The 21,315-nt window shown below is 39.2% G+C and carries 22 protein-coding genes and 1 pseudogene; 22 read left to right on the forward strand and 1 reads right to left on the reverse strand.

Annotated elements, in window-relative coordinates:
* Nucleotides 1-49 precede the first annotated feature (49 nt).
* From IEV52_RS08505 to IEV52_RS08530, 6 genes and pseudogenes are all read left to right on the forward strand, one after another.
* Complete coding sequence (locus IEV52_RS08505; RefSeq protein ID WP_188402016.1) at nt 50-802, forward strand: metallophosphoesterase; 753 nt, start codon at nt 50-52, stop codon at nt 800-802.
* Nucleotides 803-867: 65 nt separating this feature from the next.
* Entirely contained in the window at nt 868-1,779 is a 912-nt protein-coding gene (locus tag IEV52_RS08510; RefSeq protein WP_188402017.1) for a MerR family transcriptional regulator, read from the forward strand.
* 100 nt (nt 1,780-1,879) lie between these two features.
* Nucleotides 1,880-2,470 (forward strand): genetic competence negative regulator, encoded by a 591-nt coding sequence (locus IEV52_RS08515; RefSeq protein WP_188402018.1) that lies wholly within the window; start codon nt 1,880-1,882, stop codon nt 2,468-2,470.
* Between the two features lie 177 nt (nt 2,471-2,647).
* Nucleotides 2,648-3,565, forward strand: coding sequence for a D-alanine--D-alanine ligase family protein (locus IEV52_RS08520; protein WP_188402019.1), 918 nt, complete (start codon nt 2,648-2,650; stop codon nt 3,563-3,565).
* 240 nt (nt 3,566-3,805) lie between these two features.
* Nucleotides 3,806-5,089, forward strand: a complete 1,284-nt coding sequence (locus tag IEV52_RS08525) for a Glu/Leu/Phe/Val family dehydrogenase (RefSeq protein WP_188402020.1) — start codon at nt 3,806-3,808, stop codon at nt 5,087-5,089.
* Between the two features lie 104 nt (nt 5,090-5,193).
* Nucleotides 5,194-6,179 (forward strand): annotated as a pseudogene (locus IEV52_RS08530) (YpdA family putative bacillithiol disulfide reductase).
* 29 nt (nt 6,180-6,208) lie between these two features.
* Here the strand turns inward: IEV52_RS08530 and IEV52_RS08535 are convergent.
* Nucleotides 6,209-7,177, reverse strand: coding sequence for an asparaginase (locus IEV52_RS08535; protein ID WP_188402021.1), 969 nt, complete (start codon nt 7,175-7,177; stop codon nt 6,209-6,211).
* Between the two features lie 90 nt (nt 7,178-7,267).
* Here IEV52_RS08535 and prsW point away from each other — a divergent pair, with 90 nt between their 5' ends.
* The 16 genes from prsW (at nt 7,268) to spoIVA (ending at nt 20,908) form a co-directional block, all read left to right on the forward strand.
* Nucleotides 7,268-7,948 carry a glutamic-type intramembrane protease PrsW gene (prsW, locus tag IEV52_RS08540; protein ID WP_188402022.1) on the forward strand — a complete coding sequence of 227 codons (681 nt, stop codon included), beginning with the start codon at nt 7,268-7,270 and terminating at the stop codon, nt 7,946-7,948.
* A gap of 116 nt (nt 7,949-8,064) precedes the next feature.
* On the forward strand, nt 8,065-8,922 hold the full coding sequence (sleB, locus tag IEV52_RS08545) for a spore cortex-lytic enzyme (RefSeq protein WP_188402023.1): 858 nt from the start codon (nt 8,065-8,067) through the stop codon (nt 8,920-8,922).
* Nucleotides 8,923-8,941: 19 nt separating this feature from the next.
* Entirely contained in the window at nt 8,942-10,291 is a 1,350-nt protein-coding gene (gene ypeB / locus IEV52_RS08550) for a germination protein YpeB (protein WP_188402024.1), read from the forward strand.
* Between the two features lie 103 nt (nt 10,292-10,394).
* Nucleotides 10,395-11,060, forward strand: coding sequence for a flagellar brake protein (locus IEV52_RS08555; protein WP_188402025.1), 666 nt, complete (start codon nt 10,395-10,397; stop codon nt 11,058-11,060).
* A 76-nt stretch (nt 11,061-11,136) separates the two neighbouring features.
* Entirely contained in the window at nt 11,137-11,304 is a 168-nt protein-coding gene (locus IEV52_RS08560; RefSeq protein ID WP_268234764.1) for a DUF5359 family protein, read from the forward strand.
* Between the two features lie 120 nt (nt 11,305-11,424).
* The gene (gene cmk / locus IEV52_RS08565) at nt 11,425-12,099 is read left to right on the forward strand and encodes a (d)CMP kinase (RefSeq protein WP_188402026.1); all 675 of its coding nucleotides are present in this window, start codon (nt 11,425-11,427) and stop codon (nt 12,097-12,099) included.
* A gap of 1 nt (nt 12,100) precedes the next feature.
* Nucleotides 12,101-12,682 (forward strand): lysophospholipid acyltransferase family protein, encoded by a 582-nt coding sequence (locus IEV52_RS08570; RefSeq protein ID WP_188402027.1) that lies wholly within the window; start codon nt 12,101-12,103, stop codon nt 12,680-12,682.
* Between the two features lie 79 nt (nt 12,683-12,761).
* Complete coding sequence (rpsA, locus tag IEV52_RS08575; protein ID WP_188402028.1) at nt 12,762-13,901, forward strand: 30S ribosomal protein S1; 1,140 nt, start codon at nt 12,762-12,764, stop codon at nt 13,899-13,901.
* A gap of 96 nt (nt 13,902-13,997) precedes the next feature.
* Complete coding sequence (locus IEV52_RS08580; protein WP_205724063.1) at nt 13,998-14,600, forward strand: YphA family membrane protein; 603 nt, start codon at nt 13,998-14,000, stop codon at nt 14,598-14,600.
* 135 nt (nt 14,601-14,735) lie between these two features.
* On the forward strand, nt 14,736-16,049 hold the full coding sequence (gene der, locus IEV52_RS08585) for a ribosome biogenesis GTPase Der (protein WP_188402030.1): 1,314 nt from the start codon (nt 14,736-14,738) through the stop codon (nt 16,047-16,049).
* Nucleotides 16,050-16,055: 6 nt separating this feature from the next.
* Nucleotides 16,056-16,637: a glycerol-3-phosphate 1-O-acyltransferase PlsY gene (gene plsY / locus IEV52_RS08590; RefSeq protein WP_188402031.1), complete on the forward strand. Its 582-nt coding sequence runs from the start codon at nt 16,056-16,058 to the stop codon at nt 16,635-16,637.
* A gap of 20 nt (nt 16,638-16,657) precedes the next feature.
* Nucleotides 16,658-17,683, forward strand: coding sequence for an NAD(P)H-dependent glycerol-3-phosphate dehydrogenase (locus IEV52_RS08595; RefSeq protein WP_188402032.1), 1,026 nt, complete (start codon nt 16,658-16,660; stop codon nt 17,681-17,683).
* Nucleotides 17,684-17,802: 119 nt separating this feature from the next.
* Nucleotides 17,803-18,063: a stage VI sporulation protein F gene (locus tag IEV52_RS08600; RefSeq protein ID WP_188402033.1), complete on the forward strand. Its 261-nt coding sequence runs from the start codon at nt 17,803-17,805 to the stop codon at nt 18,061-18,063.
* A gap of 177 nt (nt 18,064-18,240) precedes the next feature.
* Nucleotides 18,241-18,441, forward strand: a complete 201-nt coding sequence (locus IEV52_RS08605) for a DUF2768 domain-containing protein (protein ID WP_188402034.1) — start codon at nt 18,241-18,243, stop codon at nt 18,439-18,441.
* A 15-nt stretch (nt 18,442-18,456) separates the two neighbouring features.
* Nucleotides 18,457-19,167 (forward strand): hypothetical protein, encoded by a 711-nt coding sequence (locus tag IEV52_RS08610; RefSeq protein ID WP_188402035.1) that lies wholly within the window; start codon nt 18,457-18,459, stop codon nt 19,165-19,167.
* Between the two features lie 262 nt (nt 19,168-19,429).
* A complete protein-coding gene (gene spoIVA / locus IEV52_RS08615; protein ID WP_188402036.1) occupies nt 19,430-20,908 on the forward strand; it encodes a stage IV sporulation protein A in 1,479 nt (492 codons plus the stop codon).
* Nucleotides 20,909-21,315 lie beyond the last annotated feature (407 nt).

Genomic DNA, 21,315 nt, shown 5'->3' on the forward strand with positions numbered 1-21,315 from the left:
TTATGAATAGTGTGGTATGATCATTTAATCCCGTTGCAGGAGGCCCATAATGATCCTTTTTTATTTCTTAGTAGCTGCTCCTCTATCTCTTTTCATTTATATGTATATTGAAGCACATCGAAATCGTGTCATATTCGATACCGTAAAACTAGACAGGCTGCCTAGTGCTTTTGAGAATTTTAGAATCTTTTTTATTTCCGATGTTCATAAAAGAAGGATATCAGAAGAAATTGTTAATAAAGCAGAAAAAGCGGATTTGGTTATAATCGGAGGAGATCTCGTTGAAAAAGGAGTTCCGATGAAGAGGGTAGAAGATAACATAAAGCTGCTTTCAACATTGGGTCCTGTAGTATTTGTATGGGGAAACAATGATTACGATGTTGACCCTTCAGTACTTGCACGAACACTTCTTGAACAGGGAGTGCAAATCCTAGACAATACAAGCTATTGCATGAAAAGAAATAACGATCAAATTGATATTGTTGGAGTAAACGATACTTCTTTACGCTATGATTCTTTAAAAGACGCTATACGACCATGCAGTTCTTCATGCAGGATATTGATCAGTCATAATCCTGATATATCAAAAAAGGTAAAAAATGAGGATGAAATATGTTTAATTTTATCAGGCCATACACATGGTGGCCAAATCCGGTTAGGACCGCTGGGAATCGCAAAAAGAGGCGGTTGGTATGAAATTGGGAAACACAAGCTATTAGTGAGTAATGGGTATGGGGCGACACATTTGCCGCTTCGGTTAGGTGCACCAAGTGAGTCCCATATCCTACTACTTAATAGGTAAAAAGTTTACAGTATAATGTTTTTTCAGATATACTCTTCTTAACTTATTTATTGGAGGAAGTCCGGATGCCATGTGAGGGGAAATATAACATTAAAGCGGTTTCTAAAATGCTTGGCATTCAAGCGGGTACACTAAGAGCTTGGGAACGACGCTATTCTATTGTTCAGCCTCACCGTAATGAAGCTGGTCATAGACTATACACAGATGAACAAGTATATATACTAAAATGGCTAGTGAATAAAGTGGATCAAGGATTTACGATCAGCCAGGCGGTTGACGTTGCACAAAATGGGGAACTTTATAAGGAAGCAGCCCCGTTTGCTGCTGAAAATACAGATCGGGCAGCAGAAATGGGCAACTTGATCTTAGCTGCTCTGCTTTCTTTTCAAGAAAAGAAAGCCAATGATCTATTAAGTCAAGCGTTTAGTATGTATAATTTGGAAAAAGTCATTATTGATATTTTGGGTACATTATTAGTACGGGTAGGCCATCTTTGGGAAGAACAAAAAATCACTGTTGCTCACGAACATTTTACTTCCTCATTTTTACGGAGTAAAATTGGACAACTTATACAATGGCTTCCATCTGATCCATATTTGCCAAAAGTTATCGCAGGCTGTGGATTAGATGAGGAACATGAATTGGGACTTCTTATGTTTACACTGTTTTTAAGACGTAAAGGATTTGAAGTCATTTACTTAGGTCATGGTATTCCTCAAAAAGATTTTGAGGTTGTTATAAAAGAAGTAGAACCAAAGATGGTATTTTTCTCGTGTACGATAGCAGATTCTTCTACAAAAACACTTCGATGGGTAGAAGGACTGCAGAAACATTTTCCAGATATCGCATTTGGCGTCGGCGGTGCAGCAATTAGTCATATACCATCTGAAGTTCAAAAAAGGTATGAACCATTCTTAATTGGAAATGCAAAAGTAGAGTGGGATGACTGGATTTCACAAAAATTAAAAAATAAATAATATTCGGTTTTATATTTGCTTGGATGTTTATCACCAACTTTTCGCAAATTCATATATTGATATTAAGACATAATAGCGCCGATCGTAAGGGGGACCAGTGATGCGGGTAGAACGGTTAACCTATAACAAAATAAAAATCTTCCTAACTTTTGATGATCTGAATGAACGTGGTATTTCCAAGGAAGAAATATGGCAGGATATTCCTAAAGTACATCAGCTTTTCCGTGACATGATGACTGAAGCTGATGATGAGGTAGGATTTAAAGCTGACGGTCCTATTGCGGTTGAAGTTTTTTCACTTCCAGCACAAGGCATGGTTGTTATTGTTACTAAAGGAATAAATGAGTACGACCTTGAAGAAGAATACGATGAAGATTATATAGAAATGCAAGTCACATTGGATGAGAATGATGAGATTTTTTACGAGTTTTCATCTTTTGAGGATGTTATTTTACTTGCCAAACGTCTTCACTCACTAGAAATAAAAGGTGGCAGCCTGTATTCTTTTAATAATCACTTTTACTTAAAATTTGAAGAGGATGATGTTAAACCATTGGACCTTGATTTGTTCATTGCTGTTTTAGCCGAATTTGGCAGCTCTTCAACCATTACGAGCTATAGAGTGATTGAGTATGGAAAACTGTTAATGAAAACAGATGCAATAAGCGAACTGTACCGTTACTTTAAATAACAATTTAAGAAGGAGGACGCATACATTGCGTCCTCATTTGTATTTATCATTTATTTATCATTGTTATTTTGCTAAAAAAACATGTTATGATTAGTAATATTTTTCATCCCATGAACCGTTATTTTGACTGGGAATATAATATATACATAAACTTTTGGGCTAGGAGTGACCATAAAAATGAAAATTGCAGTCTTATACGGCGGTGTTTCTGCTGAACGTGAAGTATCACTATCTACGGGAAAACAGATCATTTCTGCCCTTGAAAGCAAGGGCCATGAGGTAACGGGGATCGATTTCCATCCTTCTCGTCTTCAAGAACTACTTAGATTAGAAGCCGATGTTGTTTTTCTTGGGCTTCATGGAAAATTTGGTGAAGACGGCCGTCTGCAAGGTTTGTTGGATATGCTTGAGATCCCCTATGTTGGATCTGGTGCTTTAGCATCTGGAATAGCTATGGATAAAGCAAAATCTAAACAATTTTTTAAAGACGCTGGAATAAATATCGCTAAAGAAAAAGTACTTTATAGAAAATCGTATGTAGAGAATCAATTGGAGCTGGATTTCGATTTTCCTGCTGTTGTTAAACCTAACCGGGAAGGTTCAACTATCGGTTTAACGATTGCACAAAACCATGATGAACTTCTAAAGGGTATTGCTGAAGCATTTTTGCATGATGATACTATTCTTGTGGAACAATTTATAAGCGGTAAAGAGGTTACTGTTGCTGTTATGGGGGAACATGGGAAGTACAAGGCACTTCCAGTTGTCGAGATCGAACCAAAAAATGCTTATTATGATTATGAATCAAAGTATGCAGAAGGTGGAAGCATTCATTATGTACCTGCAAGACTAGATGATGAAACAACGGCGTTATTGCAAAAACAAGCAGTTCGGGCACATGAAGTATTAGGATGCGAAGTCTATTCTCGAGTAGATTTTATCGTACCTCATGATGGGACTGAACCTGTTATTCTAGAAGTGAACACACTTCCAGGTATGACACCAACAAGTCTGTTTCCGGATGCTGCAAGAGAGATCGGCATGGATTATCCAACTATGATTGAAAAGTTAATCGAACTATCTTTAAAGAAATAAAGCTAAAACTGGTTCCCCGCCTGTGTATTCAGGTGGGGAGTTCTTCAAAAAAGCAGTGGACAAGCCGAATAGGTATATTGGCAGAAAATTAGATATATTCTCAACAGTCCGTGACTTAAGAAAGCGTTTACTTTTTAGGCGAAAATCACTAATTTTCTCTTCTCATTGTTTATGCAAAGGTGTATACTGAGTTCGAAGCTTGACTAAACTTTAGAGGTGACGAATATGGGAGGTAAACAAATGACAGCCCAAAATACTACAGACCAAAAATCCGACAATCATCATGAAAATGACAATGTGCTCCAATCCACGCAATCCGTAATCGCGGATGCGCTTGATAAATTAGGGTACTCTTCCGAAGTTTATGAGTTATTAAAAGAGCCGATTCGTATGCTTACTGTTCGAATCCCGGTTAAAATGGATGATGGAAGTACGAAGATTTTTACCGGATATCGTGCCCAGCATAATGATGCTGTTGGTCCGACCAAGGGCGGCGTTCGTTTTCATCCGAATGTATCAGAAACAGAAGTTAAAGCGCTATCAATCTGGATGAGCTTAAAAGCTGGAATTGTTGATCTGCCTTATGGCGGAGGGAAAGGCGGAATCATTTGTGATCCGCGTACAATGTCGTTTAGAGAACTTGAAAGATTAAGCCGTGGGTACGTTAGAGCGATCAGTCAATTAGTAGGACCTACAAAGGATATTCCTGCTCCTGACGTCTTTACAAACTCGCAGATCATGGCTTGGATGATGGACGAGTACAGCAGAATCAGAGAGTTTGATTCTCCAGGATTTATTACAGGAAAGCCTTTGGTCCTCGGTGGATCTCACGGCCGTGAGACAGCGACTGCTAAAGGAGTTACCATCTGTATCCGTGAAGCTGCAGCCAAAAAAGGCATCCAGCTTGAAGGGGCTCGTGTAGTTGTACAAGGATTCGGTAATGCGGGAAGCTTCCTTGCAAAATTCATGCATGATGCTGGCGCAAAAGTGATCGCGATCTCTGATGCATACGGCGGACTTCATGATCCAGAAGGCTTGGATATCGACTATCTATTAGAACGCAGAGACAGTTTTGGTACTGTCACGAAATTATTTAAAGACACGATAACAAATCAAGAACTTTTAGAACTTGATTGCGATATTTTAGTACCAGCAGCTATTGAAAATCAAATTACAGAGAAAAACGCACACCAGATCAAAGCTGCGATCGTTGTTGAAGCAGCGAATGGACCAACAACACTTGAAGCAACTAGAATCTTATCAGAAAGAGGGATCCTGCTCGTTCCTGATGTTCTAGCTAGTGCAGGTGGTGTAACGGTTTCTTATTTTGAATGGGTTCAGAACAATCAAGGTTACTATTGGACCGAAGAAGAAGTAGAAGAAAAGCTTGAAAAGGTTATGGTTAAGTCTTTCGATACTGTATATACGACAGCGATGAACAGAAAAGTAAACATGAGACTAGCCGCTTATATGGTTGGTGTTCGTAAGATGGCTGAAGCATCACGCTTCAGAGGCTGGATTTAATTTTTTGCAAACTTATACTAAATCTCCTATCATATGATGATAGGAGATTTTTTTGGCATGATAAAAAAGAATTTTATGATTTCGTTTTATGGAGTGGTGAAGAAGTGAATACAGATGTTTGTATTATTGGAGGAGGTCCATGCGGCTTAGCGGCTGCCCTGGCATTACAAAAGAAAGGGATCTCATATTGTGTGATTGAAAAAGGGAACGTTGTTAATACAATTTATCAATATCCGACCCACCAAACGTTTTTTAGCTCGAGTGAAAAACTTGAAATTGGAGATTTCCCTTTTGTTCATGAAGAGAGCAAACCAAAGAGGATACATGCCTTAACGTACTACCGGGAAGTTGTAAAAAGAAATAAACTTCATGTGCGTTCTTTTGAAAGAGCAGAATCTGTTGTGAAAAATTCTGATGGGACATTTACAATTCGAACCGTAAACCGTAAAAAAGAAAAATTGGTTTATAGTGCCAAATGGGTTGTCATTGCAACGGGTTATTATGATAATCCAAATATGATGAACATTGAAGGAGAAGATCTGCCTCACGTTTACCATTACTTCAAAGAAGCTCATCCTTTTTACGACTTGGATGTAGCGGTTATCGGCGGGAAAAACTCAGCGATAGATGCAGCACTTGAACTGCAAAAAGCTGGCGCGCGTCCTCATGTGTTCTATCGGGGGAGTGAGTACTCATCAAGTATTAAACCTTGGGTACTTCCTGAATTTGAAGCTTGTGTAAAATCAGGAACCATAAAGATGACATTTAATGCCCGCGTAAAAAAATTACGGAAGATGGTATATTTGCCGAGGAATCTCGAAAAAAATCGTTCTATCCTTATCATGCAGTTTTTGCGATGACAGGGTACCATCCAGATCATAAATTTTTGGCTAACATGGGAGTTGATATGGATTTGGAGACAGGACGTCCTTTTTTTTCAGAAGAAACGATGGAAACGAATGTTGAGGGACTTTTTATCGCAGGGGTACTGGCTGCTGGCAACAATGCCAATGAGATCTTTATTGAAAATGGAAGGTTTCATGGAGAGATGATCGCTAAAACAATTGAAGAACGGGAAAAAAACCGATAATCCTTTTGGACGATCGGTTTTTTTACGTTCTATTCCAGGAAAAGCTGTTGCAGTTTTGCGGATTCACTCGTATTCTCTAAAGCGATCATCAGTTTCAATCTTGCTTTTTGCCCATTTAAACCATTTGAGAAGATTACACCTAGTTCTTTCAGATGTTTTCCTCCGCCTTCATAAGAATAAATATCTTGAGCAATCCCGTTAAAACATCTTGAAACGAGCACGACAGGTACTTCTCTTGATATAAGGTCTTTTAGGGCAGGAACGGTTGCAGGTGGCATGTTACCCTGTCCTAACGCTTCGATTACTACCCCGTCAGCTCCGTTTGCTGAAGCTTTAATCAAATTGCCATCCATACCTGCATATGCTTTTAGTAAGATGACGTTCTTAGAGAAATCTTTTACATGAAAACGACTAGAGCGCAAAGGTGTATGATGAAAGAGTACACCTCTTTTTGTAACTATTCCGATCGGCCCGTATTGAGGACTTTGAAAAGTAGCGATGTTGCTTGTATGCGTTTTTGTAACGTTTTTTGCTGAGTGTATCTCATCATTGAAAACGACAAGAACACCTTTTCCTAAAGATTGATCTTCACAAGCAACTCTAACTGATGAAATCAGGTTATATGGCCCGTCAGATCCGTGTTCGTTGCTAGATCGCATAGCACCTGTTACGATAACTGGAATGGAAGTTTGTAGCACGAGATCTAACACGTATGCTGTTTCTTCGAGCGTATCTGTACCGTGCGTGATCACGATGCCCTCATATTGATCAGAATTTGTTTCATCTGAAATAAATTTAGCTAACTCCAACATATGTGCAGGGGTAATATGAGGAGATGGCAGGTTAACATAGTTTTTAACCGTGATCTCTGCAATATCAGACAGTTCTGCAATGGTTGCTTCTAGAGGATGTGTCTCTTTTGTGTTGACGCCGCCTGTAGTTTTGTTTTCTTCCATTGCAATGGTGCCGCCTGTATGAATAAGTAGAACCTTTTTCATGGCTGCCGCCCTCCTTATCTCAGTGTTCTCTATTCCACTTCTTAAAATATCATGTTACGATAGAAAAAAACAGTAGAAAAGAGGCAGGACATGCTAGCTGTAATTTCTGCAGCGGTGGCTCCGGCTATTGCTCTATTATCATTTTTTTATTTAAAAGATAAATATGAGACCGAACCTTTATCATTAGTGGTTAAAGTGTATATATTTGGAGTACTTCTCGTTTTTCCGATCATGGTTATTCAGTTTGGAATAAAAGAAGAGATGAATATCTCCTATCTTTCGGATGCATTTTTTGTAAGTGGTGCATTCGAAGAGTTCTTTAAATGGTTCTTAGTATTCTATGGGGCATATCTTCATGAAGAATTTAATGAACCTTATGATGGAATCGTATACGCATCTGCTCTGTCATTAGGTTTTGCGTCTTTAGAAAACATCTTTTATCTCTATACGTTCGGAATTGAAGAGGCTTTAATTCGTGCGCTGCTCCCGGTTAGCGGGCATGCTCTTTTTGGGGTAATTATGGGATACTACTTGGGTAAAGCAAAATTCTCTTTTGGCAGAAAGAAAAAAATCTATCTTACCTTATCCCTTGTCTTGCCTATCCTATTGCATGGGACGTTTAACTTTTTGTTATCATCGAGTACAAAATACATCTTCTTCTACATGTTTCCGTTTATGATTTTCCTATGGTGGTTTGCTCTCCGAAAAGTGAGGTTAGCCAATGCTACAATAAATCCATATCCAAACGCTGACGCGAAGACCGGTATATAGCCGGTCTTCTTTTATTTTTTAAGAACAACGAGACTTTGAAAGCTGAATAAAATAAAACAGATTACAAATGATACTTGTATAACAAGGAGATTAAATTACAGGAGGCTCATTTTCTCATGAAAAGAAATTCAGCTTACATAAAGGGAGTACTATTTGCAATCGCCCTTTGTTTTGGGCTTTTTGCTGGATTTGGTCAAAACAGTGCACATGCGTTTTCAAACCAAGTCATTCAAGTAGGTGCAACCGGTGAGGACGTAATAGAACTTCAATCCCGGCTTCAATATTTAGGTTTTTATACAGGCGACATTGATGGTGTGTTCGGATGGAGAACATACTGGGCATTACGAAACTTTCAATATGAATTTGGTTTGCCGATCGATGGTCTAGCAGGGGGTACCACGAAGAATAACCTCGCAAAAGCTTCAAAGTATGATAAAGCCTGGGTCAATAAACAAATCAATTCAGGAAACAAATTTTCTTATTACGGCGGGGTTCCAAAAAGCAAACAATCAAAAAGCGGTGCAGCGAAAGGCGGTACGGCAAAGGGCGGAAAAGGCGGCGGTCAAGCTAAAGCTAAGCCTGCTCAAGTTAAACCTGCTAAAAACGTACCTGATGGCTACTCTCAAAATGATCTTAACTTAATGGCCAATGCAGTGTATGGAGAATCAAGGGGAGAACCTTATATCGGACAAGTAGCTGTTGCAGCGGTCATCATAAACCGAGTAGAAAGCCCGTCCTTTCCCAATACCGTTGCAGGCGTGATTTTTGAGCCAGGTGCGTTTACAGCCGTAGCGGACGGCCAGATTTACCTCACACCAAACGCACAAGCTAAAAAGGCTGTCATGGATGCTTTAAACGGATGGGATCCTACTGGAGAAGCTGAATATTATTTTAACCCGGATACGGCTACTTCCGGTTGGATATGGACGCGTCCTCAGATTAAAAAAATCGGAAAGCATATTTTCTGTAACTAATAAAGGGGTGAAATGAAATATGATACGCACAATCCTAATCGTACTGCTGTTCGTTGCTGTAGCAGGAACAGGCTATTGGGGCTATACGGAACATCAGGAAAAGAACGCTGTACTTCTGCAAGCTGAGAACAACTATCAACGTGCCTTCCATGACTTAAACTTCCATATGGACGCGCTTCATGACAAGATAGGTGAAACAATAGCGATGAACTCTAGAAATCAGCTTTCACCAGCACTTGCACAAGTCTGGAGACTAACTTCAGAAGCTCATAATGATGTAGGCCAACTTCCGTTAGCTCTGCTGCCTTTTAACAAAACAGAAGAATTTCTTGCTAAGATGGGAGAATTCAGTTATCGAACCGCAGTACGCGATCTAGATAAGAATCCCCTTAGTGATAAAGAATACAATACTCTTAAAGATTTATATGCAAATTCAACAGAGATCCAAAATGAACTGAGAAAAACAGAATCATTGGCGCAGAAAAATAACCTACGCTGGATGGATGTTGAGCTGGCTCTCGCAACAAACAAACAGCCAGAGGATAACACGATTATCGATGGATTTAAAACGGTTGATAAATCAGTTGAAGGATACTCTGATGTAGATTTTGGACCTGAAGTTTCAAACAGGGAGAAAATGAAGAATCGAAATCTCAGCCAGCTTAAAGGAAAAGAGATTTCAAAAGAAGAAGCAAAAAAAATCGCAATAGACTTTTTTGACTTAAAGAAGAATGTGAAGATTACTGTTGAAGAAACAGGTAAAAAAGCAAAATATCATGCCTATTCACTAACGCTCTATAACCCGGATACAAATGGTACAACCTATATGGATCTTACCAAAAAAGGCGGTTACCCAATGTGGGTGCTATATGACCGAAACGTAGGAGCAGCAAAGATATCATTAAATGAAGCAATGCTGCAAGCAGAGGATTTCTTGGAAAAGCATATGGAAAGCAAGATGGAAATGGTAACAAGCGACCAATATGATAATATCGGTGTTTTCACTTACGCACGTCTTGAAGATGATGTAAGGATCTATCCAGAAGTTGTAACTGTAAAAGTAGCTCTAGATAATGGAGATATTATGGGTTATGAGGGTACTGATTTCCTTTTAGCACACAAAGACGAAAGAGTTCCGAAATTCAGCCTCTCTGATAAAGAGGCGAGAAAGAAATTAAACCCTAATTTTGAAGTGAAAGAAGTAAGTAAAGCGCTTATCCGAAACGACATTAACGAAGAAGTATTTTGTTATGAATTCTTTGGTACTCTTGGAAATGATACCTACAGGGTGTTCATTAATGCCGAAAATGGAAATGAAGAAGAAGTTAAAAAGTTGAAGGATGCAGAACCATCTTATAACGAAATTTAAAGAGTGAAAGCAAAATTTCGCAGTTAGAAATTTTGCTTTTTCTTTCTTTTAATAACTGTCATAATAAGGTAGGAAGTTTAAGATGTGTTTTGGGGGAAAGATTATGATTTCTGTAGGGGTACCATTGTATTTAGAGCCTTTATTTTCAGACAAAAAAGATAAATATCGCTGTAAAGTATATGATATAAAGGGAGAGCATCTTTATATCGATTATCCTAGCAATGAAAAAACGAATCGTACGGAATATTTTTTTGATGGCACTCAATTTAAGGCTTCGTTTGTAGATAAAGAAAAGAATGTGTACACGTTTCGTACAGAACTCTTAGGAAGGAAGATTGAGAACATACCTGTCCTGATGATCTCTTCACCTAAAGAAGACGAAATACATAAAGTTCAACGCAGAGAATATGTAAGAGTGGAAACTATGCTCGATGCCGCAATCACAAACAGCAGTGATTCTTATCCTCCATTTAATTCCGTTGTTCTTGACGTAAGTGCTGGAGGCATGCTTCTCTCACTTCCGATTGGGCATTCTGTAAAAAGTGGAGATAAATTGGACTGTCTTGTTGTACTTCCAATGCAGTCAGGGGAAAAGTATTACCTTGACTTATCATGTGTTGTTTTAAGGGTACTCGATAGCCATTCGTACAGCAGAGAGCGGGCATCACTTCAATTTGAACAGATTACTCAGAAAGATAGACAGCACATTATTCGATTCTGTTTTGAGCAGCAGCTCTTAATGAAAAAGAAAGAAACGAAAATTTTTTAAACCACTGACAAATAGGATATTTTATCTTACTTAGGGGAAACTACTCCCGAAAGTAAGGTGACGGAGCATAAAACATATTGAACGAAAACTCATCCAGCTTGCCATTGTTCATTTTATTCTTTTAATTGCAGCTCAGTTTTTACTTGAGATTCCATCATTTAAAATGTATACCAACAAAAGCATCTATTATGAGGGTGTCGTAAAAAGCGTTAAAGAACCCGCTTTGGAAACAATAGACCGTTAAACAAGATATATGGTAAGATACCTATAGAATGAATCTGATATTTTCAGATTTTGCACAGAAAAAAAGCAGGGGATTTTCACCTGCTTTTTATTGCTATGTAGGTATGGGGTAGGAGGAAACATGAAAAAATTATTATCAATCGCCATTGATGGCCCAGCTGGTGCAGGAAAAAGTACGGTAGCCAAGCAAGTAGCTGAGCGCCTCTCTTTTATTTATATTGACACAGGTGCCATGTATCGGGCATTAACGTATAAAGCTTTAACAACAGGAACAGATTTAAACGACGGAACAGCTTTAGAAGCTCTCTTGCATTCTACTGATATCGAATTGGTAATTACAGAAACGGGTCAAGCTGTAATCCTTGATGGAAAAGATGTATCAAAAGAAATTCGAACAAGTGAAGTAACAAATAATGTATCTTTTGTTGCTCGTCAGCCAGAAGTTCGGACAGAGATGGTTAAACGACAGCAGCTGCTTGCAGAATCTGGCGGGGTTGTAATGGATGGCCGTGATATCGGCACTCATGTTATGCCAAAAGCTGAACTCAAAATTTTCTTAATTGCTTCTGTAGAGGAGAGAGCCCGCAGAAGGTATGAAGAAAACATGTCTAAAGGTTTTGAATCAGATTTTGAACAATTAAAAAGTGAGATCGCATTAAGAGATAAACGTGACAGTGAACGGGAAGCCGCTCCACTAAGAAAAGCAGAAGATGCCATTGAACTGGATACAACAAGTATGACGATCGAAGAGGTAGTTTCAAGCATCCTTCATTATGCAAAAGAAAGGGCACTATAACATGAAGCTTTATTCTTTCGGTAAATGGCTGTGTGGGACTTATTTCAAAGGAACCTATAAACCTGAAATAATAGGAGCGGAAAATATGCCGAAAACAGGCGGTGTGCTCCTTTGCACCAATCATATTCACAACTATGATCCCCCGCTTGTAGGGGTGGCTTCACCAAGAGAAGTTCATTTTATGGCAAAAGCCGAGCTGTTTTCTGTACCCGTATTAAAGTATATTATGCCTATGATCAATGCCTTCCCGGTAAAACGGGGAATGAGTGATAAAACAGCATTGAAGACAGGGATGAACCTTTTAAAGGAAGGAAAAGTAGTCGGACTCTTTCCAGAGGGAACTCGGAGCAAGAACGGTGAGATTGGTGAAGGATTAGCCGGAGCGGGTTTCTTTGCGTTGAAATCTGATGCTCATATTGTTCCTTGTGCGATTGTTGGCGAATACAAAAAAGGGAAAAGCTTAAAAGTTGTATTTGGCAAACCGATAGACTTTACACATTTTCGGGAGCAAAAAGCTTCCGCTAAAGAAGCTACAGAGCTTATAATGAAACATATAGGTCAATTGAAAAAAGAACACGAATAAGAATACCCTACGATGTTAATGTTCTTTCATTGAGAAAGTTCAATAAATTACTTTTCTAATTTATGAGGAGGGCACGAACATGACAGAGGAAATGAGCACAAGTTTAACGAATGCTACCACAGCCGAAAAAGGTGAAATCATTAAAGGTACTGTATTAAAAGTGGAAGACAAGCACGCGTTAGTTGATATCAGCGCTAAGCAAGACGCATTTTTACCGATTAATGAAGTTTCAAGTCTTTTTATTGAAAAGGTAAGTGATGTGCTGAATGAAGGAGATCAGATCACTGTTAAAGTACTCTCAAACACAGAGGACAAGCTTCTTGTTTCCAAAAAGGCAGTAGATACGGAAAAGTCTTGGAGTGAGCTCCAAGAAAAGTATGATGCCAAAGAAACGTTGGAAGTCGTCGTTCACGATGTAGTTAAAGGCGGACTTGTAGTAGATTTAGGAGTTCGTGCTTTCATTCCAGCTTCTATGGTTGAGTCTCATTTTGTTGAGGATTTTTCAGATTATAAAGGAAAGAAGCTTTCTGTGAAAATCGTAGAGCTGGATGAGGAAAAGGGCCGTGTTATTCTTTCACATCGTGCTGTTACGGAAGAAGAATCGGTCGCAAAGAAACAAAAAATCTTAGATCGTTTAAAGCCAGGTGAGATCATCGAAGGAAAAGTTCAGCGTTTAACGGACTTTGGCGCTTTCGTAGATATCGGCGGTGTTGATGGTTTAGTCCATGTTTCACAGTTATCACACAACCGTGTTGATAATCCTTCTGAAGTTCTCAGCGAAGGAGATTCAGTTAAAGTAAAAGTCTTGTCTGTAGACCGTGATAATGATCGCATCTCTTTATCAATCAAAGAAACGCTGCCAGGACCATGGGAGGAAGCGAGTTCTTCTATCAAACCTGGAAGTGTAATTGAAGGTACAGTAAAACGAATTGTTGCTTTTGGAGCCTTTGTTGAAGTAGCACCTGGTATTGAAGGCCTTGTTCACATTTCAGAGATGGCTAACCGTCATATCGGGAACCCGAGTGAAGTTGTAAAAGAAGGTCAGCAAGTATCAGTAAAAGTACTTGATGTTAACAGCCAGGAAAAAAGAATGAGTTTAAGCATGAAAGCTGTTCAAGACGAGAAAGAAAAAGCAAATCTTAAAGAAAACCTGCCCAAAGAAGAAAAAGGTTTTTCTTTAGCTGATATGATTGGTGACCAGCTAAAAGGATATAAGTAAATCTAAGAGTTCTCGATTTCTTAAAAATCGGGAGCTTTTTTTATTTGCGGTTAGAGAGAGGTGTAAAGTGGCAATAATGCTACCGAGGTGAAAAGGATGAATGATGGTACGCTTTATTACTGGTTCATGTGGATGGGGTGGGTGATTACAACCTTTCTCATAGAAAAAGGAAGAACAAGAGATAAAATGGTTTTAGTACTGTTAGTTGGAATCATCTTGTCTGGATTATCAGTTCCGTTTCCGCTCGGTTCGGTTAATACAGCTTTTCTCTTTTTTTTATGTGTAGGATTAGCTTATGTCATCGTGCAAAGCAATCAGCTTCTATATTATGTGACGAGTTGTTTTATCGTGGCAACTGCTTATGTTTCTTTAGAGCTCTTTGCACTATATGATCCAGTAAAGCTTATATTTAACAAGAAATATATGATCATTTTAATTCTGACAGCAATGCTGATCGTACTGTCAAAAACAAAAAAGGACCAATTTTTCATTCCGTTGATCGGGCTTTTTATCGGGGATACCCTCCACAAGCTTATCATCTATAGACTCATAGGCAAGATCGAAATAGGTTCAATGTATGTGATGGATATCCTTGCCTCAACTTCAATGATGCTCATATTTATGGTAGTATTGGTAGATATGTTCAAAAAATTAAGACGTGCTGCTTTTAAAAAGGTTCAACCTGCAAAACAGATTTAAGGATATTAAGTTGTCTTATGCCTGAAGAATTTGCTAAAATAAGTGGACTTGTCTATTTACACTAGAGATGCTAGATAGAACGTATAAAAGAAAAATTGATGATTGACTTGATCAGGAAAAAAGGGAAGTGTCTACATGACGAAACCAGTCTTAGCCATAGTAGGAAGACCGAACGTAGGAAAATCTACTATTTTTAACAGAATTGCGGGAGACCGTATATCCATTGTAGAAGATATGCCAGGGGTAACTCGTGACCGCATTTACAGCTCAGCAGAGTGGCTGAATACAGAATTTAATTTAATTGATACAGGCGGTATTGAAATTAGTGATGCACCGTTTATGAGTCAGATGAAAGAACAAGCAGAACTTGCCATTGAAGAAGCGGATGTAATTCTTTTCTTAGTCGATGGCATGAACGGTATTACAGCTGCAGATGAAGAAGTAGCTAAAATGTTGTTTCGTTCGAAAAAACCTGTGGTTCTTGGAGTAAATAAGATCGATAACCCAGAGCGTAAAGAGCTTTTATATGAGTTTTATAGTCTAGGAATGGGTGAACCGATCGGTGTATCAGGGACACATGGTATTGGACTAGGTGATCTATTAGATCAAGTTGTAAGCCATTTTCCTGAAACAGCTGAAGAAATAAAGGATGAAGATACGATCTACTTTTCTTTAATCGGAAGACCGAACGTAGGAAAATCCTCACTCGTAAACGCGATCCTTGGTAAGGAACGTGTAATCGTGAGTAATATTGCTGGAACAACAAGAGACGCGATTGATTCTAGCTTCGAACGTGAGGACCAGAAGTATGTGATCATTGATACAGCTGGTATGAGAAAGCGCGGAAAAGTGTATGAAACGACTGAAAAATACAGCGTTATGCGTGCTATGAAAGCGATTGAACGTTCTGATGTTGTTCTTATGGTCATTGATGCTGAAGAAGGCATCATTGAACAGGATAAAAAAGTTGCTGGATTTGCACATGAAGCTGGTAAAGCAGTAGTGATCGTGGTTAATAAGTGGGATGCGATCGAAAAAGATGACAAAACGATGCAAAAGTTTGAGCAGAAGATTCGCGACCATTTCTTATATTTATCGTATGCACCGATTGTTTTTGTTTCTGCTAAAACGAAACAACGTCTTCATCAGCTGTTTCCGGTGATCAATCAGGTGGCTGAGAACCACGCGTTAAGAGTTCAAACAAACATCTTAAACGAAGTGATCATGGACGCTGTTGCCATGAACCCAGCACCGATGGATAACGGAAAGCGGTTAAAGATTAATTATGCAACACAAGTGGCGTCAAAACCGCCAACGTTTGTTATTTTCGTTAATGACCCAGAGCTCTTCCACTTCTCTTATAAACGATTCCTAGAGAACAGGATTAGAGAAACATTTGGTTTTGTGGGAACGCCGATCAAAATCTTTGCTAGAAAGAAGAACGATTAACATTTTATGATAAAAATGGCTCTCTTCCTCTTATCTTATTTGATAGGGTCGATCAGCTTTAGCTACTTGCTGACAAAGATCTTAAGAAATGAAGATATAAGAGAACATGGCAGCGGAAATGCAGGTGCTACGAATACGTTAAGAGTACTCGGGAAAGGACCTGCGATTGCTGTATTGCTATTGGACTGTTTAAAGGGAATCTTGGTCGTTTCGGTTGTATCTTGGCTGACTGATTCTTCTGTCCTGGCTGTAATTAGTGGTTTAATCGCTGTCATCGGTCATAATTATCCCGTGTTTTACGGTTTTAAAGGCGGAAAAGGAGTAGCAACGGCTATCGGGGTGTTTGCAGCAATTGCTTTTATTCCTTCTTTACTAGCAGGCGTAATAGCTATCATAACTATTTGGGTTACACGGTTTGTTTCGCTGGGCTCCATTGTTTTCTTAGTATTGACTCCTTTTATTATGCTTTACAAGTATGACTTGCCCCTTGATGCTGTCTTGGCAAGTTTCTGCCTTTCTCTCGTATCACTATGGAAACACCGGGAAAATATGGTTAGACTTTGGAGAGGAAACGAACGCAAAATATAGATATGTGGAGTGTGACATGTATGGAGAATGTTGCTGTTTTAGGTGCTGGGAGCTGGGGGACAGCTCTTGCCATCGTATTAGCTGACAATGGTCATGATGTCCGTTTATGGGGCCGAAGAGAAGAACAGGTTTTAGAGATTAACCATGAACATACAAATGAACGATACCTTCCTGGTGTTGAGCTTCCTGCAACTATTAAAGCTACAGCAGAACTGGAAGAATGTATAAAGGGTGCAGATACGATTGTGCTCGTTACGCCAACAAAAGCAATGAGAGATGTTTTAGGTCAGTTGAAGAACGTCTTGACTTCTCCTGTAACAATCGTTCATGCCTCAAAAGGAATAGAACCTGGTACATATAAGCGGATCTCTGAGATCATTGAAGAGGAGCTGCCTGAATCGATTCTTGAAGCAGTCGTGGTACTTTCTGGACCCAGTCATGCGGAAGAAGTTTCATTAAGACAGCCAACAACTGTAACCGTATCTTCTGAAAATAATAATGCTGCAGAAAAGATTCAGGACCTGTTCATCAATCAGAACTTCCGCGTTTATACGAACCCGGATGTTATTGGTGTTGAACTTGGTGGTGCACTAAAGAACATTATTGCCTTAGGAGCTGGCCTGTCAGATGGATTAGGGTATGGTGATAATGCAAAAGCGGCATTGATTACGAGAGGATTAGCTGAGATTGCCCGTCTTGGAACACACATGGGGGCAAACCCGCTTACTTTTTCAGGATTGACAGGAATTGGAGACTTGATCGTTACATGCACGAGTGTACACAGCCGTAACTGGCGTGCCGGTAACATGCTTGGAAAAGGTATGGCTCTCGATGATGTGCTTGAGAATATGGGAATGGTAGTCGAAGGTGTAAGAACTACACAAGCTGCGTACGAACTTAGTAAGAGGGAACAAGTTGAAATGCCAATTACACAAGTTCTCTATGATGTTCTGTTTAATAATAAAGGCGCAAAACAAGCTGTAGATGATCTGATGCAGCGCACCAGGACGCATGAAGTTGAGGATGTTTCATCGTTGAAAAGTTAAACCAAAGGTCAGCATGGGCGAATGTCTAAAAAATTTTAGGCAATCGCCTTTTTTTCTTTCACGCTTCTTCTTTTATTGCATAGGATAGGGATGAAAAGGAAGTGGGAGGAGGACTTCAGGTGGAACGTGAACAACAATTTTTTGACAAGATCGAGAAGAAAACAAGTGTAAAAAAGGATGACATTTTTAAACTTGCGCAATCCGTAAGCGGCTCTAATCTTCGCGACGAGCGCACGATTCGAATGCTGATTTCCCAAGTTTCTTCTATGGCCGGGGTAGCGGTTACGAAACAAAAAGAAGACCAGATCGTTCAGGCTGTACTTAACAACAACATCCCTCTTGACCTGGCAACATTATCAAAAATGTTTGAAGGTAAGTAGACGGTATATGGAATAAACAAAAGGCAAGAAGCACGCAACAATTATGGAAGTGTTCGAAAAATGAAGGAAGTATTTAGTCAAACACCCGGTATGTGCCGGGTGTTTTTTTATTCCTGAAATAGTAAGGAAAACCGTAGAATTATGCTATAATGTACGCTGTGGACAAGGAGGATACATATGAGTGAAGGTTTAATGAAAATGTGGGTGGCATTGTCTGCCATCGGTCTAATGTTTATTGCTGTTTTTTCCATTATGCTCAGCCGTTCAAAGTTATCAGGCATCTTTCAGGTGATCGTTTCTTTGTTTGCCTGGATCTGTATGATTGTAGCAGGGATTCTTATCTTAATAGTTGTATTCAGCGGGCCTGTTAAAGGGTAGAAGGAGGAAATCAAGATGTCAAAAAAATGGTGGATTCCTCTATGTCTTATCGTATTGACTCTTTCAGGGTGTCTTTTTCCCGAAGAGCGTAAAACCCAAAATCGAGTTCCTTATCAGGATCAGATTACAGCTGTACAGCAAGCTGTTGAGAGTTTTCAAAAAGATACTGGCGTACTGCCGATCAAAACAAAAGAGGCAGATACAGATGTCTATCAAAAATACCTAATCGATTTTAATAAACTAGTACCAAAATATATGCAGGAGCCTCCTGGTAATTCGTATGAGAAGGGCGGAACCTTTCAATACGTTTTAATTGATGTGGAGACTAATCCTACAGTTAAACTGGCAGATCTTGTTCTGACGGACAAGGTTCAGGATGTTCAGGTAGCTTTAAACATCTATATGGATGAACATCAATATCCCCCATTTAAAAAGATCGAAGCACAAGGAAGATACAAACTGGATTATAAAAAGTTAGGTTTTAAAGAAGATCCTTATGTTACAAGTCCTTTCACAGGTAAGAAGTTGCCTTTATTGGTAAATGGGGATGCCAAGATTTTTATAGATTACAGAAAAGATCTTACATCTGCTATTACAAGCTATTCAAAAGAATTAGATAAACATGAGGATATCCGCCATTTATTAGCGGTACATTCCTTCTTTGTACCTGTCTATTCGGTTCCTTATACAGTCGAAAACAATAAGCCTGTTTTTTTAATAAAATAGGCATGAACTCTCCCTTTTTCTAATACATTCATAGAAAAGGCGGAGAGATTTTTTTTGGTAATCCTTCTAACGAAACAAGCTTTATAGTTTCATCGGTAGGCACGTTAGTGCGCCCTCCCGGTTTATATGGAACTATACAACAGTGAAATGCAAGGATCCAATAAAAATTTCCGTACCTTTGTCATAATCAATAGGACAAAATCATACGATATATTGTCCAAGACTAGCATCCGGAACTTTATTTGGATCGGGAGGGAAACGAATGGAAAAAATCGATATTTTCAAAGATATCGCCGAACGGACGGGCGGAGATATCTACTTAGGCGTAGTAGGAGCAGTTAGAACGGGTAAGTCCACTTTTATCAAGAAGTTCATGGAACTTGTGGTGCTGCCAAACATTGAAAACGAAGCAGAACGTCAACGTGCTCAGGATGAATTACCGCAGAGTGCAGCTGGACGCACCATTATGACCACTGAGCCCAAATTTGTTCCAAACAACGCGGTGAAGATCAATGTAGGTGAGGGGCTTGATGTTAACATCCGTCTGGTAGACAGTGTAGGTTACGCTGTTCCAAGTGCGAAAGGGTATGAAGATGAAAACGGCCCTAGAATGATTCATACGCCTTGGTATGATGAGCCGATTCCGTTTCATGAAGCCGCAGAGATCGGTACACGAAAAGTTATTCAGGAACATTCGACACTTGGAGTGGTCGTAACAACAGATGGCTCGATTGGAGAAATTCCTAGATATGATTATGTAGAATCAGAAGAGCGTGTTGTCGAAGAGTTAAAAGAGGTTGGAAAACCGTTCATCATGCTGATCAACTCTACACAACCGCATCATCCAGATACACAGAAGCTGCGCAATGAGCTTTGTGAGAAGTACGATATCCCAGTATTAGCAATGAGTGTTGAAAGTATGACAGAACATGATATTAACAATGTTCTTAGAGAGGCGTTATACGAGTTTCCGGTGCTAGAGGTCAATGTAAATCTCCCAAGCTGGGTAATGGTGCTCCGCGAAAACCATTGGCTTCGTGAAAGCTATGAAGAAGCAGTAAGAGAAACGGTGCAGGACATTAAACGTCTCCGTGATGTTGATAAAGTAGTCGGTTTCTTTGCAGACTATGATTTTATTGATGATGCTAGACTTGCAGGAATCGAAATGGGGCAAGGGATCGCAGAAATCGATCTGTTCGCTCCTGATTATTTATACGATCAGATCTTAAAAGAAGTAGTTGGAGTAGAGATTCGAGGAAAAGATCATTTGCTTCAGTTAATGCAGGAATTTGCATATGCTAAAACAGAATATGATCAAGTGGCAGATGCCCTAAGAATGGTTAAGCAAACGGGTTATGGAATTGCCGCACCAGCTATTACAGATATGAGTCTTGATGAGCCTGAAATCATCCGACAAGGTTCAAGATTCGGTGTAAGGCTGAAGGCGATCGCACCGTCTATCCATATGATCAAGGTTGATGTAGAGTCAGAGTTTGCTCCAATTATAGGTACAGAAAAGCAAAGTGAAGAAATGCTAAGATATTTAATGCAAGACTTTGAGGAAGACCCGCTATCAATCTGGAATTCTGATATCTTTGGAAGATCACTAAATTCTATCGTAAGAGAAGGAATTCAAGGCAAGATTTCATTAATGCCAGAGAATGCTAGATACAAATTAAAAGAAACGCTTGAACGTATTATTAATGAAGGATCAGGCGGATTAATTGCCATTATTTTATAAGTTTGAGACTCCTATAACCGGGAGTCTTTTTTTATTAGGCTCTTTTTAACAGATTTGTTTTTTTTAAGTAGCTTTTGTAAAAAGTACCCCATTGATAAAGAAGTTGATTCGAACGGGAAAGTGCGAGACTACTGCTGAGGTAGACAGGTGAGACCCCGCAGGCTCACCTCACGCCCAGCGGAAAACAAGTATCATGTAAGCAGAAATCAATCACTCTTCTTTTTGGGTTAATGAAAATAGAACAAATGTCCTGTGGGAGAGGAGAGACTTTTTTACCTTGTTGGACGGAAATTTTGTAAAAAAAGGTCAAAAAATAAGGAATTTTAAGGGTAGAATAGCGAAAAACGCCTAAAAAAGATTGAATTTCTTAATGTAATCGTATAATATAAGGCTTGTCACAGATAAAA

The organism is Fictibacillus barbaricus, assembly GCF_014635025.1.
GTDB classification, from domain to species: domain Bacteria; phylum Bacillota; class Bacilli; order Bacillales; family Fictibacillaceae; genus Fictibacillus; species Fictibacillus barbaricus.

What these genes read in the sequence shown, in the direction of transcription:
- ypeB (WP_188402024.1), top strand. Translation starts at nt 8,942, where the DNA reads ATGATACGCACAATCCTAATCGTACTGCTGTTCGTTGCTGTAGCAGGA.
- IEV52_RS08515 (WP_188402018.1), top strand. Translation starts at nt 1,880, where the DNA reads ATGCGGGTAGAACGGTTAACCTATAACAAAATAAAAATCTTCCTAACT.
- der (WP_188402030.1), top strand. Translation starts at nt 14,736, where the DNA reads ATGACGAAACCAGTCTTAGCCATAGTAGGAAGACCGAACGTAGGAAAA.
- IEV52_RS08525 (WP_188402020.1), top strand. Translation starts at nt 3,806, where the DNA reads ATGACAGCCCAAAATACTACAGACCAAAAATCCGACAATCATCATGAA.
- plsY (WP_188402031.1), top strand. Translation starts at nt 16,056, where the DNA reads ATGATAAAAATGGCTCTCTTCCTCTTATCTTATTTGATAGGGTCGATC.
- IEV52_RS08510 (WP_188402017.1), top strand. Translation starts at nt 868, where the DNA reads ATGCCATGTGAGGGGAAATATAACATTAAAGCGGTTTCTAAAATGCTT.
- sleB (WP_188402023.1), top strand. Translation starts at nt 8,065, where the DNA reads ATGAAAAGAAATTCAGCTTACATAAAGGGAGTACTATTTGCAATCGCC.
- IEV52_RS08610 (WP_188402035.1), top strand. Translation starts at nt 18,457, where the DNA reads ATGTCAAAAAAATGGTGGATTCCTCTATGTCTTATCGTATTGACTCTT.
- IEV52_RS08555 (WP_188402025.1), top strand. Translation starts at nt 10,395, where the DNA reads ATGATTTCTGTAGGGGTACCATTGTATTTAGAGCCTTTATTTTCAGAC.
- IEV52_RS08570 (WP_188402027.1), top strand. Translation starts at nt 12,101, where the DNA reads ATGAAGCTTTATTCTTTCGGTAAATGGCTGTGTGGGACTTATTTCAAA.
- IEV52_RS08595 (WP_188402032.1), top strand. Translation starts at nt 16,658, where the DNA reads ATGGAGAATGTTGCTGTTTTAGGTGCTGGGAGCTGGGGGACAGCTCTT.
- rpsA (WP_188402028.1), top strand. Translation starts at nt 12,762, where the DNA reads ATGACAGAGGAAATGAGCACAAGTTTAACGAATGCTACCACAGCCGAA.
- IEV52_RS08605 (WP_188402034.1), top strand. Translation starts at nt 18,241, where the DNA reads ATGAGTGAAGGTTTAATGAAAATGTGGGTGGCATTGTCTGCCATCGGT.
- IEV52_RS08520 (WP_188402019.1), top strand. Translation starts at nt 2,648, where the DNA reads ATGAAAATTGCAGTCTTATACGGCGGTGTTTCTGCTGAACGTGAAGTA.
- IEV52_RS08535 (WP_188402021.1), bottom strand. Translation starts at nt 7,177, where the DNA reads ATGAAAAAGGTTCTACTTATTCATACAGGCGGCACCATTGCAATGGAA.
- IEV52_RS08505 (WP_188402016.1), top strand. Translation starts at nt 50, where the DNA reads ATGATCCTTTTTTATTTCTTAGTAGCTGCTCCTCTATCTCTTTTCATT.
- spoIVA (WP_188402036.1), top strand. Translation starts at nt 19,430, where the DNA reads ATGGAAAAAATCGATATTTTCAAAGATATCGCCGAACGGACGGGCGGA.
- cmk (WP_188402026.1), top strand. Translation starts at nt 11,425, where the DNA reads ATGAAAAAATTATTATCAATCGCCATTGATGGCCCAGCTGGTGCAGGA.
- IEV52_RS08580 (WP_205724063.1), top strand. Translation starts at nt 13,998, where the DNA reads ATGAATGATGGTACGCTTTATTACTGGTTCATGTGGATGGGGTGGGTG.
- prsW (WP_188402022.1), top strand. Translation starts at nt 7,268, where the DNA reads ATGCTAGCTGTAATTTCTGCAGCGGTGGCTCCGGCTATTGCTCTATTA.